Source organism: Caballeronia sp. EK, from assembly GCF_014384845.1.
GTDB lineage: Bacteria > Pseudomonadota > Gammaproteobacteria > Burkholderiales > Burkholderiaceae > Caballeronia > Caballeronia jiangsuensis.
The window spans coordinates 862,883-875,448 of record NZ_JACSUE010000001.1 but is presented as its reverse complement, the minus strand read 5'-3'; the positions used below and the strand labels follow the sequence as shown (position 1 = coordinate 875,448).

Annotated in this window: 9 protein-coding genes; all 9 read left to right on the top strand. The window is 68.9% G+C overall.

Going from position 1 to position 12,566, the window contains the following annotated elements:
* Nucleotides 1-16: 16 nt before the first annotated feature.
* The 9 genes from tssE to IAG25_RS03620 are packed head-to-tail and all read left to right on the top strand — an operon-like array spanning nucleotide 17 to nucleotide 12,559.
* Complete coding sequence (tssE, locus tag IAG25_RS03660) at nucleotides 17-565, top strand: type VI secretion system baseplate subunit TssE (protein ID WP_187603562.1); 549 nt, start codon at nucleotides 17-19, stop codon at nucleotides 563-565.
* A complete protein-coding gene (gene tssF, locus IAG25_RS03655) occupies nucleotides 562-2,457 on the top strand; it encodes a type VI secretion system baseplate subunit TssF (RefSeq protein ID WP_187603561.1) in 1,896 nt (631 codons plus the stop codon). The genes tssE and tssF overlap by 4 nt, the downstream gene beginning before the upstream one ends.
* On the top strand, nucleotides 2,442-3,485 hold the full coding sequence (gene tssG / locus IAG25_RS03650; RefSeq protein ID WP_187603560.1) for a type VI secretion system baseplate subunit TssG: 1,044 nt from the start codon (nucleotides 2,442-2,444) through the stop codon (nucleotides 3,483-3,485). Before tssF ends, tssG begins: the two co-directional genes overlap by 16 nt.
* A complete protein-coding gene (gene tssH, locus IAG25_RS03645; protein ID WP_187603559.1) occupies nucleotides 3,482-6,076 on the top strand; it encodes a type VI secretion system ATPase TssH in 2,595 nt (864 codons plus the stop codon). The genes tssG and tssH overlap by 4 nt, the downstream gene beginning before the upstream one ends.
* A 10-nt stretch (nucleotides 6,077-6,086) precedes the next feature.
* A complete protein-coding gene (locus tag IAG25_RS03640; RefSeq protein ID WP_035498960.1) occupies nucleotides 6,087-6,476 on the top strand; it encodes a DUF4280 domain-containing protein in 390 nt (129 codons plus the stop codon).
* A 15-nt stretch (nucleotides 6,477-6,491) separates the two neighbouring features.
* Nucleotides 6,492-8,498 (top strand): type VI secretion system Vgr family protein, encoded by a 2,007-nt coding sequence (locus tag IAG25_RS03635; RefSeq protein WP_187603558.1) that lies wholly within the window; start codon nucleotides 6,492-6,494, stop codon nucleotides 8,496-8,498.
* A gap of 20 nt (nucleotides 8,499-8,518) precedes the next feature.
* Nucleotides 8,519-9,865, top strand: a complete 1,347-nt coding sequence (tagH, locus tag IAG25_RS03630; protein ID WP_187603557.1) for a type VI secretion system-associated FHA domain protein TagH — start codon at nucleotides 8,519-8,521, stop codon at nucleotides 9,863-9,865.
* Between the two features lie 19 nt (nucleotides 9,866-9,884).
* Complete coding sequence (gene tssK, locus IAG25_RS03625) at nucleotides 9,885-11,225, top strand: type VI secretion system baseplate subunit TssK (RefSeq protein WP_187603556.1); 1,341 nt, start codon at nucleotides 9,885-9,887, stop codon at nucleotides 11,223-11,225.
* A 32-nt stretch (nucleotides 11,226-11,257) separates the two neighbouring features.
* Entirely contained in the window at nucleotides 11,258-12,559 is a 1,302-nt protein-coding gene (locus IAG25_RS03620; protein WP_187603555.1) for a DotU family type VI secretion system protein, read from the top strand.
* Nucleotides 12,560-12,566: the final 7 nt, after the last annotated feature.

The window sequence follows — 12,566 nt, the reverse complement described above, 5'->3', positions numbered from 1 at the left end:
GCAAAAGGAGCCGCCCATGTCCGAACCTTCCGCCCGCGACCGGCTGCAGCCGTCGTTGCTCGACCGCCTGACCGATTTCGAACCGCACGCGCGTCACGAATCCCGCGAGCGTCGCGTGATCTCGGCGCGTGCGCTGCGCGACAGCGTGCAGCGCGATATCGGCTGGCTTCTCAACGCGAGCGGTCTCGGCGAGCGCTCGCATGCGGAGGACGCGGCGAATCTGCCGCATGTCGCGACGTCGGTGCTCAACTACGGCCTGCCGGATCTCGCGGGCCGCGATGTCGCCGCGCTCGCGGCCGGCGCGCTGGAACGCATCATCCGCGACGCGCTGTGGGCTTTCGAGCCGCGGCTCGCGCGCGAATCGGTGCGCGTGACGGCGATCGACGAAGCGAAGGGCGCAGCAGCACCAAAAAGCACGCGAGGCGGCCACGTGATCCGCTTCGAGATCGAGGCGGACATGTGGTCGCAGCCGTATCCCGAGCGGCTTTTCCTGCGCACGGAACTGGATCTCGAAGCGGGCGAAGTGCGCGTCTGCGATGCATCGGCCGGGGAGCAGCAGACATGAATCCCGCGTTCCTCAGGTACTACAGCCAGGAGCTTCAGCACGTCCGGGAGATGGGCGGCGAATTCGCCGCCGCGTTTCCGAAGATCGCCGGGCGGCTCGCGCTCGATGGCGTCGAATGCGCGGACCCGTATGTCGAGCGGCTGCTGGAAGGCTTCAGCTTTCTCGCCGCGCGCGTGCAGATGAAGCTCGACGCCGAGTTCCCGCGCTTCACGCAGCATCTGCTGGAACTGGCGTATCCGCACTATCTCGCGCCGACGCCGTCGATGACGGTCGTCCAGTTGCAGGCCGATCACGCGAACCCGCAACTCGCGGCGAGCGCCGATGGCATCGTCGTGCCGCGTCATACGGCGCTGCGCGGCATGCTCGACAAGTCCGCGTCGACGCGCTGCGAATATCGCACCGCGCATGCGGTCACGCTGTGGCCCGTCGAGATCGCTCAGGCGAAGTTCTTCACGCATGCGGGCTCGCTGAACGCGTCGGCGCCGGCGCTGCCCGCGGGCGTCAAGGCGGGATTGCGCCTGCGCTTGCGCGCGACCGGCTCGCTCGGCTTCGAACGCCTTTCGCTCGACCGTCTCGCGCTGTATCTGCGCGGCCCGGATGGCCTGCCTGCGAAGCTGCACGAGCGGCTGCTCGCGCATTGCGTCGGCGTCGCGGTGATGCAGCCGGGCAATGGCGCGAGCGCCGCGACCACGCTCGCCGTGCTGCCCCGGACAGCGCTGCAACCGCTCGGTTTCGCCGAAGACGAGGCGCTTTTGCCGGTCGGCCGCCAATCGTTCGACGGCTATCGTCTGCTTCAGGAGTATTTCGCTTTCGCGCCGCGCTTCATGTTCGTCGAACTGGCCGGCTTGCGCGACGCGCTGCGTCATTGCCGCGGGCGGGAAGCGGAGATCGTGATCCTGCTCGATCAGGCGGATGCGTCGCTCGAACGCGGCGTCGATGCTGCGAATTTCGCGCTCGACTGCACGCCCGCCATCAACCTGTTTCGCCGCCGCACCGACCGCGTCGCGCTGTCGGACACGGCGTTCGAATATCACGTCGTGGTCGATCGCACGCGTCCGATGGACTACGAAATCCATCAGCTCGACGAAGTCACCGGCTACGGCGCGGGCGCGGATGCGCAGAAGCAGTATCGGCCGTTCCACTGCGCGAACGATCTCGACATGCCGGGCGAAGGCGGCGCGTTTTATCAACTGCGGCGCGAGCCACGGCGCGCGTCGGCGCGGCAGCAGCAGAACGGCGCGCGCAGCAGCTACCTCGGCAGCGAAGCCTTCATTGCGCTGGTCGATGCTGCGGGCGCGCCCGACAGCGGCGAAGTGCGCCAGCTCGGCATCGGCGCGTGGTGCACGAACCGCGATCTGCCGCTGTCGATGCCGGTCGGCGCGGGCTCGACCGACTTCACGCTCGATGCCGAAGCGCCCGTCACCGCCGTGCGCTGCGTCGCGGGCCCGAGCCGGCCGCTGCCTTCGTTCGCAGAAGGGCCGGCGGCGTGGCGGCTGCTCGATCATCTTTCGCTCAACTACGCGTCGCTCGTCGATACCAACGAGCAGGAAGGCGCCCGCGCGCTGCGCGAGCTGCTCGCGCTCTACTGCCCCGCCGACGATGCCGCCGCGCACCGGCAGGTCGAAGGGCTGCGTTCGGTGTCGTGCGCGCCGGTCGTGCGCCGTTTGCCTTCGCCGGGTCCGATCGTCTACGGGCGCGGCCTCGCGATCACGCTGCACTTCGACGACGCCGCGTTCGAGGGCGCGAGCGCGTTCCTGCTCGGCGCGGTGCTCGCACAGTTCTTCGCGCAATACGTGTCGATCAATTCGTTCACCGAGACCCAGGTCGCGACGCTCGCGCGTGGTCCCGTCATGCAGTGGCCCGCGAGGATCGGACGATGCGCGACGCTCTGACCATCGACGGCATGCTCGCCCGCGACGCCCGCCGCTTCGACTTCTTTCAGGCGCTGCGGCTGATCGAGCAGGCGCATGGGGAGCGTCCGCGCCTCGGCCGCTCGCTGTCCGTGCGCGACGACGCCGTGCGGCTTTCGCAAGACCCGGAACTGATCTTTCATCCGACGACGCTCGGCGACTTCGTGCCGGGCGAGGACGGCAAGCCCGGCCGGCTCGCGGTGAATTTTCTCGGCCTGCTCGGACCGAACGGCCCGCTGCCGACGCACCTCACCGCCTACGTGCGCGAGCGCGCGCGCAACGCGAACGATCCGACGCTCGCGCGCTTTCTCGACGTGTTCCATCACCGGATGCTGTCGCTGTTCTACCGCGCGTGGGCGGATGCGCAGCCGGTCGTGAGCGCCGACCGTCCGCGCGACGATCGCTTCGCGGGCTACGTTGGCAGCCTGTTCGGCCTCGGCGCGCCCGCACTCGCCGATCGCGACGCCGTGCCCGATTCCGCCAAGCGTCACTTCGCGGGCGTGCTCGCCGCGCCGACGCGCCACGCTGGCGGACTGCGGCTGATTCTCGCGCGTTTTTTCGGCGTGAACGTGTCGATCGAGCCGTGGCGCGGCCACTGGATCGCGCTGCCGGAAGACGCGCGCACACGTCTGTCCGGCGCGCGGCTCGGCGTATCGACGGTCGTCGGCACGCGGGTCTGGGACTGCCAGCACAAGTTTCGCATCGTGATCGGACCGCTCGGCTATGTCGATTTCATGCGCTTTCTGCCGGGCGGCGCGAGCCTCGCGAAACTCGCCGACTGGGTCCGCAACTACGTGCGCGATCCGCTCGACTGGGACGTGGCGCTGCATCTGAAGCGCGAGGAAGTGCCGCCGCTGCGTCTGCAAGGCAATTCGACGAAAGGCGCGCGCATCGGCTGGAACACCTGGCTCACGAGCGGCGCGCCGGTCCATGACAACCATCGGGTCGTGATCGCCGGGCAGGCGCAAGCGAACCACAAGCAAGCCCCCACGCAAGGAGACTTCTCATGACTGAAATCAGCCGCATGGCCCTGTTCGGCAAGCTCGATCCGCTTGCCTATCGTGCGATCGAAAACGGCGCGGCGTTCTGCAAGCTGCGCGGCAATCCGTATGTCGAACTGGCGCACTGGGTGCATCAGATTCTGCTCGCGGCGGATTCGGATCTGCGTCGCCTCGTGCGGCATTTCGAGCTGGACGAGGCCGCGCTCGAACGCGATCTGACCGCGGCGCTCGATCGCCTGCCGCGCGGCGCGACCTCCGTTTCCGATATCTCCGCGCAAGTCGATGAAGCCGTCGAGCGCGGCTGGGTCTTCGGCTCGCTGATGTTCAATGCGTCGAAGGTGCGCAGCGGGCATCTCGTGATCGGCATGTTGCGCACGCCGAACCTGCGCAATGCGCTCTACGCGCTGTCGCGCCAGTTCGAGAAGATCAGTTTCGATGCGCTGTCCGCGCGTTTCGACGCGCTGCTCGACGGCTCGCCGGAAGCGCAGGTTGCGCCCGCGGCGGAACCTGCCGCGCCGCTCGCGCAGAACGACGCGCTCGCCCGCTACACCGTCGATTTGACCGCCGAGGCGCGCGAGGGCAAGCTCGATCCGATCGTCGGACGCGACATGGAGATTCGCCAGGTCATCGACATTCTCATGCGGCGGCGGCAGAACAACCCGATCCTGACCGGCGAGGCGGGCGTCGGCAAGACGGCGGTGGTGGAAGGCTTCGCGCAGCGCGTCGTCGCGGGCGACGTGCCGCCCGCGTTGCGCGATGCCGTCGTGCGCACGCTCGATGTCGGTCTGCTGCAGGCGGGCGCGAGCGTGAAGGGCGAGTTCGAGAGCCGGCTGAAGCAGGTGATCGAAGCGGTGCAGGCGTCGGACAAGCCGGTGATTCTTTTCATCGACGAGGCGCACACGCTCGTCGGCGCGGGCGGCGCGGCGGGCACCGGCGACGCCGCCAACCTGCTCAAGCCCGCGCTCGCGCGCGGCACGCTGCGCACGATCGCGGCGACGACCTGGGTCGAATACAAGAAGCACATCGAGAAGGACCCGGCGCTCACGCGGCGGTTTCAGGTGGTCAAGGTGCCGGAGCCGACGGAAGCCGGCGCGATCGCGATGATGCGCGGCCTCGTGCAAAAGATGGAGCGGCATCACGGCGTGCAGGTGCTCGACGAGGCGCTGGAGGCGGCGGTGAAGCTCTCGCATCGCTTCATTCCCGCGCGCCAGTTGCCCGACAAGGCCGTGAGCCTGCTCGACACCGCCTGCGCGCGCGTCGCGGTGAGCCAGCAGGCGCTGCCGCCCGCCATCGACGATGCGAAGCGGCGCATCGAGACGTGGACGACGGAAAGCGAGATCGTCGCGCGCGAGGCGGCGCTCGGCATCGATACGCGCGAACGCGCCGCCGACGTCGCCGCCCGGCTCGAATCCGAACGTGCGCGCCTCGCCGATCTCACCGCGCGCTGGGAGGCGGAGCGTGCGCTCGTCGGGCGCATTCTCGCGGCGCGGCGGTCGATCGAGGCGGGCGGCGAGTCCGTCGCGCTTCCCGACCTGAAAGCGCTGACCGACGAACTCGCCCAGCGCCAGGGCGAAACGCCGCTGATCCTGCCGGGCGTCGATGCGCACGCGGTCGCATCGGTGGTGCAGGACTGGACCGGCATCCCGGTCGGCCGCATGGTGCGCGACGAAGCCGCCAGCGTGCTCGATCTGGCCGCGACGCTGAACCGCCGCATCGTCGGACAGGATCACGCGATGCACATGATCGCGCGCCGCGTTCAGACCGCGCGCGCCGGACTCGACGATCCCTGCAAGCCGGTCGGCGTGTTCATGCTGGCGGGCACCTCGGGCGTCGGCAAGACCGAAACTGCGCTCGCGCTCGCCGAGGCGTTGTATGGCGGCGAGGACAACGTCGTCACCGTGAACATGAGCGAGTACCAGGAAGCGCACACCGTGTCGCTGTTGAAGGGCGCGCCGCCGGGATATGTCGGCTATGGCGAGGGCGGCGTGCTCACCGAAGCGGTGCGACGCCGTCCCTATAGCGTCGTGCTGCTCGACGAGTTCGAGAAGGCGCACCCGGACGTGCACAAGCTCTTCTTCCAGGTCTTCGACAAGGGCCGCATGGAAGACGGCGAAGGGCGCGAGATCGATTTCAGCAACACGCTGATCCTGCTCACGACGAATGTCGGCACCGAACTCATCACGGATCTGTGCGGCGGCGGGCGTGAAGCGCCGTCGCCGGAAGAGATCGCGCGCGCGCTGCGCGAGCCGCTGCTCGAAGCTTTTCCGCCGGCGCTGCTCGGACGCGTCGCGGTGATCCCGTACTACCCGCTCGACGAAGCGATGCTCGATGCGGTGATCCGCCTCCAGCTCGCGCGCATCGGGCGGCGTATCGGGGAGCGGCAGCGCGTGAGCTTCGCCTGGGACGACGCGGTGGTCGCGCAGATCGCGCGGCGCTGCACGGAACTCGCGAGCGGCGGCCGCATGATCGACGCGATTCTCACCAACACCGTGCTGCCGCGCGTGAGCACGGAATTCCTGAGCCGTCTCGTCGATGGCCGCAGCGTGGCGAAAGTCGAAGTCGGCGTATGCGACGGCGAGTTCACCTATTCGTTCGATTGAGGAGCCGGTCATGCCACAACAAGTCGTCATGGGCGCGACGCTGCAATGCTCGTTCGGCGTGACGCCGTCCGCGCTCGTCGTGTTGCCCGTCAATCGCGTGCGCTGCGAAGGGTCGATTGCCGCGAACATCATGGATCACGAGCCGCTCGTGAACATCATGCCGTTCGGCATGTGCACCTCGCAGGCGAATCCCGAAGTCGCCGCGGCCACCGCCGCCGCGCTCGGCACGCCGACGCCGATGCCCTGCGTGCCCGCGACCCTCGCGCCCTGGGTGCCCGGCGCGGTCACGGTGCTGCTCGGCAACCAGCCGTCGCTCGACAACGTCTCCAAATGCCTCTGCAACTGGGGCGGCGTGGTGACGATCGTCGATCCGGCGACGTGCGAAACGCAGATTCCCTGAACGACGAGGCCACCGATGATGCTCACCGACAACGATCGCATCGCGCAGGTGACCTGCGCGCTCGGCACGAACGCGCTCGTGCTCTATCGCATGCGCGGACGCGAGGAACTGGGACGCCTCGCGCAATGGGATCTCGAACTGCTCGCCGACCGCTCGAATCTCGACATCGCGAAGATGCTCGGCAGTGACTTCTCGCTGTCGCTGGCGATTCCGTCGGGCGGCACGCGCGAGTACAACGGCATCGTCACGGCGTTCGAGCTGGCGCGGCCCGCGAGCACGCAGCCCAACCGCCCGGCGCTGTATCGCGCGACGGTGCGCCCGCGCCTGTGGCTGCTCACGCGCGCATCGCACTGCCGCTTCTTTCACCGGATGACCGTGCCGGCGATCATCGGCCGCGTGCTCGCGGACTATCACATCGACTTCGAGAACAAGTGCTCGGCGAGCTATCCGAGCCTCGAACATTGCGCGCAGTACCGCGAGACGGATTTCGATTTCGTGAGCCGGCTCGCCGAGCGCGAAGGCATTTACTACTACGTCGAGCATCGGGGCGGGAAGCATCGGCTGATTCTCACGGATTCGTCGCAGGTGCATGGCGCGACGCCGCATTGCAATGCGCTGCCCTTTCGCGCGCAGACCGGCGCGCCGCACGAGCATGAGTGGGTCTATGCATGGTCCACGGGCGGCGAAGTGGCGACGGGCATCGTCGAGATCAACGATTACGACTTCGAGAAGCCGTCGCAATCGGCGCAGCAAGGTCTCGTCGCGCGTGCGCATCGCGTGAAGCGTTTCGATGAGCCCGTCTACGCGATGCAGGAGCACGCGCCGGGCTACACGCGCCACGAAGACGCCGAGCGTCTCGCGCGCGCGCGCGTCGAGGCGCATCAGGCGGGCAATGTCTGCGTGAGTGCACGCACGACCGCGCGCGCCATCTGGCCGGGCGGCATCGTGCATCTGAGCGATCATCCGCTCGCGCAGCACAACGGCGAGTATCTCGTCGTTTCGGCCGAGTATGAAATCAATTCGGATGACTATATTTCCACTTTCGATGCACGCGACCGTCCGCCCGTTTTCGATTGCGCGTTCACGGCGTTGCCGCGCGACGCCGGATTTCGCGCCGCGCGCAGCACGCCGCGCGCGTGCGTCGCGGGGCCGCAGACGGCGGTCGTCGTCGGCCCGAAGGGCGAAGAGATTCATACCGACAAGTATGGCCGCATCAAGGTGCAGTTTCATTGGGAACAGTTGGAACCGGAGGCGTCGCGCGAGTCGCTGCAGCGCTGCTGGGTGCGCGTCGCGCAGCCCTGGGCCGGCAAGGGCTACGGCGCATTCTTCCTGCCGCGCATCGGGCAGGAGGTGCTGGTGCATTTCATCGAAGGCGATCCGGATCAGCCGCTCGTGATCGGCAGCGTCTACAACGCCGCGCAGACGACACCTTACGAACTGCCCGCGAAAATGGCCCGCACCACGCTCAAAAGCAATTCGACGAAAGGCGGCAACGGTTTCAACGAAATGCGCTTTGACGATACGAAGGATGCCGAGCAACTGTTCTTTCACGCCGAGCGAGATCTGGAAACCTGGGTCAAGCACGACGCGCTCACACGCATCGGCCGCGAGCGGCATGTAATCGTCGAGCAGGACGATTACGCGCGCTGCGGCGGAAATCGCAGCGACGAGGTGCAGGGCGCCCAGCGCACGCGGGTCGGCGGCAAATTTTCCCTCGATATCGGCGGCGATACGCATCACAAAAGCGGGGCGAATATTTCGGTGGGGGCGGGTGTTAACGTCGATGTGAAGGGCGGGGCGAACGTCACCATCGAGGCCGGCGTGACGCTCACGCTCAAGGCGGGCGGCAACACCATCGTGCTCGGACCGTCCGGCATCGCGATCAGCGCGGCCGGGCCGGTGTCGATCGACGGCGTGGTCGTGCAGATCAATTGCGGCGGTGCAGGCGGTGGGGCGGGCGCGGCGAACGCGTCGCCCGATGCGCCCGCCGCGCCCCGCCAGGCCGACGACGGCACCAGATGAACGGACAGGAAGGAGACGCCATGTATCTCACGCTCACGGTGGAGAGCTATCAGGGCAGCGCGCCCGATGCGCCGCTCGCGTGCCGCTTCGGCGCGGCGGGCGGCACGATCGGACGCGGCCCCGGCAACGTGCTGATGCTGCCGGATGCGGCGAAGACCGTGTCGCGCGTGCATGCGCGGATCGACTGGAGCGAGGACGGCTGGCGGCTCGCCGATCTCGGCAGCAATCCGAGCCGGGTCAACGGCCGGCCGCTCGCGGGCGGCCAGCCCGCGCCGCTCGCCGATGGCGACGTGCTGGAGATCGGCGGCTACCGGCTCGGCGTGCGCACGATGGCGCGCGCGCCCGCCGCGGCTTTCGACGCGCCGCTCGGCGTGCACGACCGTCGCGGCTTCGATCCGCTGGACGCGGCGAGCGTGCACGAAGCGGGCGCGGCGCAGGCGTTCGCGCACGACCCGCTCGCCTGCGCGGCGGTGCTGGCGGATTCGCCGCTGCCGGGCCCGCGCTTCGATCCGCTCGGCGGTGAAGAGGAAATGCCCCATCGGCTCGACGGCCATGCGGCGTTCGCCGGATCGCAGAGCGATCACGTGCCGCCCGAGCAGGTCGCCTACGTGCCGCCCGTGCACACGACCACGCATGCGCCGGCGGGCGGCATTCCGCACGACTACGATCCGCTCGGCGACATCGCGCTTGCGCCTTGCACGAGCGCCCCGGAGTTGCCGATCCACACGACGGTCGCGGCGAACGACGCCATCGCCGAATCGGCCTACGCGGCGCTGCTCGACGGCATGGGCGTCGATGACGGAGTGCTCGGCACACGCAACGCCGCCGAGGTCGCGCGGCTCGCGGGCGCGATGCTGCGCACGGCGGTGCGAGGCGTGGTGGACGTGCTGCTGTCGCGCTCGGTGATGAAACGCGAAATCAGCCTCGACACGACGATGCTCGTCCAGCGCGACAACAACCCGCTGAAGTTCTTCCCCGACGGCGACGGTGCGCTCGGGCAGATGCTGCGTGGCGCGAGCGCCGGCTATCTGCCCGCGCAGACCGCGCTCGAAAGCGCCTTCGACGATATCCGCCGTCACGAACTCGCGGTCCTCGCGGGCACGCGCGCGGCCATGCAGCATCTGCTCGGCCGCTTCGATCCACAGGCGATAGCCGCTGCCGACACACGGCGCGGCTGGCTCGACTGGCTGCCCGCGTGCCGCAAGGCGCGTCAGTGGGAGCGTCTGGTGGCGCTGCATGCCGAACTGACGCGCGCGAGCGCCGACGACCTCCAGGCGCTGTCCGGCAGCGCTTTCAACGACGCATACGAGCGGCAGGCGAACGGTTTCGCCGATACGAAGCCGCTCGCTCCTTCCATCCTTCATTGAATCCAAGCGCGAGGCGACGATGTCCAGGAACAACAAGGTGATCTGGTCCGAAGGCATGCTGCTTCAGCCGCAGCATCTGCAGCAGCACGACCGCTATGTGCGCGCGCAGATCGACGCGCGCTGCGCCGCCTTGCGGCCCTATGCGTTCGGCTTTTCGGAACTGGAGATCGATGTCGAGCAACTGAAGCTCGGCCGCATCGCGCTGAACGCGTGCGCGGGCGTGCTGCCCGATGGCAGTCCGTTCCGGCTTCCCGCCGACGATGAACTCCCGCTGCCGCTCGCCGTGCCCGAGGACGCGCGCGATCTGACGATCGTGCTCGCGCTGCCCGTCGCGCGTCACGGCGCGCCCGAAGCGGCGTACGCGGCGCAGGCCGGTCACGATGGCTTCGCGCGCCACCGCATCGCGGAAACAGAAGTGCTCGACAGCAACGAGGGCGCGACCGGCGCCGCGCTCGTGCAGGTCGGCAAGCTGCAACTGCGCCTCGCGTTCGAGGAGGACGTGGCGCACGCGCATACGTCGCTCGGGATCGCGCGCATCGTCGAGCGTCGCGCGGACAACAGCATCGTGCTCGATGCCGCCTACGCGCCGCCGTGCCTCGACTATCGCGTGTCGCGCCGGCTGTGCGGATTCGTCGACGAACTCACGGGCCTCATGCACCAGCGCGCCGATGCGCTCGCCGCGCGCCTCGCCCAGCCCGCCGCGACCGGCGCGGCGGAGATCGCCGACTTTCTGCTGCTGCAAGTGCTCAACCGGGCCGAGCCGTTGTTCGCGGGGATTGCGTCGACGACCGGTCTGCATCCGCACGACCTGCATCAGCACGCGTTGCAACTGGCGGGCGAGCTCGCCACCTTCAGCCTGTCCGGCAAGCGTCCGGGCGCGTTCCCGGGTTATCGCCACGAACGGCTCGACGAGACCTTCACGCCGATCGTCAACGCGCTGCGCGCCGCGCTCGCCGCCGTGATGGACCCGCACGCCGTGCCGATCGCGCTGGAAGAACGCAAGTACGGCCTGCGCGTGGCGATCGTGCCGGACCGCGACCTGTTCCGCTCGGCGAGCTTCGTGCTCGCGGTGAAGGCCGATCTCGCGCCCGCCGCGCTGCTCAACGGCTTTCCGCAGCAGGCCAAGCTCGGGCCGGTCGAGCGCATCCGCGATCTCGTCAATCTGCAATTGCCGGGCATCGCGCTGCGTGCGCTGCCGGTTGCACCGCGCCAGTTGCCGTTCCATGCGGGCTTCACGTATTTCGAGCTGGAACGCGGCGGCGATCTGTGGCGGCAGTTCGCGACCTCGGCGGGCGTGGCGCTGCACGTCGCGGGGGATTTTCCCGGCATCGAGTTCGAGTTCTGGGCGATCCGCCCTTGAATCCCCCGCTTCATTCGACGAAGGAACGCATCGTGAATGCACCCGCTTTGCCGCAAGCCGGCTTCGACCCGGACGACACCATTCTGATTCCGCAACCGGGCGGACGCCTGGCGGAGCGCGCGCGCATGGACGAAACACCGCGCGCGCCGGCGCTGCCCGCCGCGAGCGGCCTGAACCCGCTTGTGCGCGCGGCGAATCCGCTGATCGAACTGGCGTTGCCACTGCGTCAACGGGCCGCGATGACCGATATCGAAGCGCTGCGAGGCGAGCTCGTGCGCATGGTGCGCGCCTTCGAGCAGGAGGCCCGCGCAAGCGGCATCGATACCGAAAAGCTCGCGGCTGCGCGCTATTGCCTGTGCACCTGCATCGACGAGGCGATCTCGGGCACGCCGTGGGGCAGCGGCGTCTGGGCGAGCCGCAGCCTGCTCGTGACCTTTCACAACGAGGCGTCGGGCGGCGAGCGCTTCTTTCTGATCCTGCAGCGGCTCGCGCAGGACCCGGCGCGCAACATCGACGTGCTGGAGCTTCTGTACGTGATCCTGTCGCTCGGTTTCGAAGGACGCTATCGCCTGATCGACGGCGGACGCAGCCAGCTCGACTCAATGCGCGAGCGGCTCGAACGCATCATCCGCGACCAGCGCGGCGCGTTCGAGAACGAACTATCGGTGCACTGGCGGCCCGCCGAGCGCGCGCGCCGGCCGCTCGGCCAGCGCATGCCGCCGTGGGTCTGCGCAGCACTCGCGGGCGTCGTGGTGGTGGCGACGCACATCGCGCTCGCGATGAGCCTGAATCGCACGTCCGACCCCGTGTTCGAAGCGCTCGATCGCATTCGCGTGAGCGAGCGGCCCGCCGCGCCCGCGAGCGTGATCGCGCCCGCCGCGATGCCCGCCGCCGCCGCGAATCTCGCCGCCTTCCTCGCGCCCGAGATTCGCGAAGGCCTGGTGTCGGTGCGCGAGGCGGCGGACCGCTCGATCGTCACGATCAACGGCGACAACCTGTTCGCCTCCGGCAGCGCGACGCTCGACCCCGCCTACGACACGCTGATCGGACGCATCGCGCAGGCGCTCGCGGGCGTGCCCGGCAAGGTCGTCGTGACCGGCCATACCGACGATCAGCGGCTCGTGTCGGCGCGCTTCCCGTCGAACTGGCATCTGTCGCAGGCCCGCGCCGAAAGCGTGCGCGCGATGCTCGCGTCGCTCACCGGCGCGAGCGCGCGCTTTTCGGCCGAAGGGCGCGGCGACGCCGAACCGCTCGCGTCGAACGACACGCCCGCAGGTCGCGCAAAAAACCGCCGCGTGGAGATCACGCTGCTCGCGCCCGGCGCGTCGTCGTGACGCGTCC

Excerpts from the sequence above, each read along its gene's own strand:
- tssF (WP_187603561.1), top strand. The coding sequence starts at position 562 with ATGAATCCCGCGTTCCTCAGGTACTACAGCCAGGAGCTTCAGCACGTC.
- IAG25_RS03635 (WP_187603558.1), top strand. The coding sequence starts at position 6,492 with ATGATGCTCACCGACAACGATCGCATCGCGCAGGTGACCTGCGCGCTC.
- tagH (WP_187603557.1), top strand. The coding sequence starts at position 8,519 with ATGTATCTCACGCTCACGGTGGAGAGCTATCAGGGCAGCGCGCCCGAT.
- tssG (WP_187603560.1), top strand. The coding sequence starts at position 2,442 with ATGCGCGACGCTCTGACCATCGACGGCATGCTCGCCCGCGACGCCCGC.
- IAG25_RS03640 (WP_035498960.1), top strand. The coding sequence starts at position 6,087 with ATGCCACAACAAGTCGTCATGGGCGCGACGCTGCAATGCTCGTTCGGC.
- tssK (WP_187603556.1), top strand. The coding sequence starts at position 9,885 with ATGTCCAGGAACAACAAGGTGATCTGGTCCGAAGGCATGCTGCTTCAG.
- tssE (WP_187603562.1), top strand. The coding sequence starts at position 17 with ATGTCCGAACCTTCCGCCCGCGACCGGCTGCAGCCGTCGTTGCTCGAC.
- tssH (WP_187603559.1), top strand. The coding sequence starts at position 3,482 with ATGACTGAAATCAGCCGCATGGCCCTGTTCGGCAAGCTCGATCCGCTT.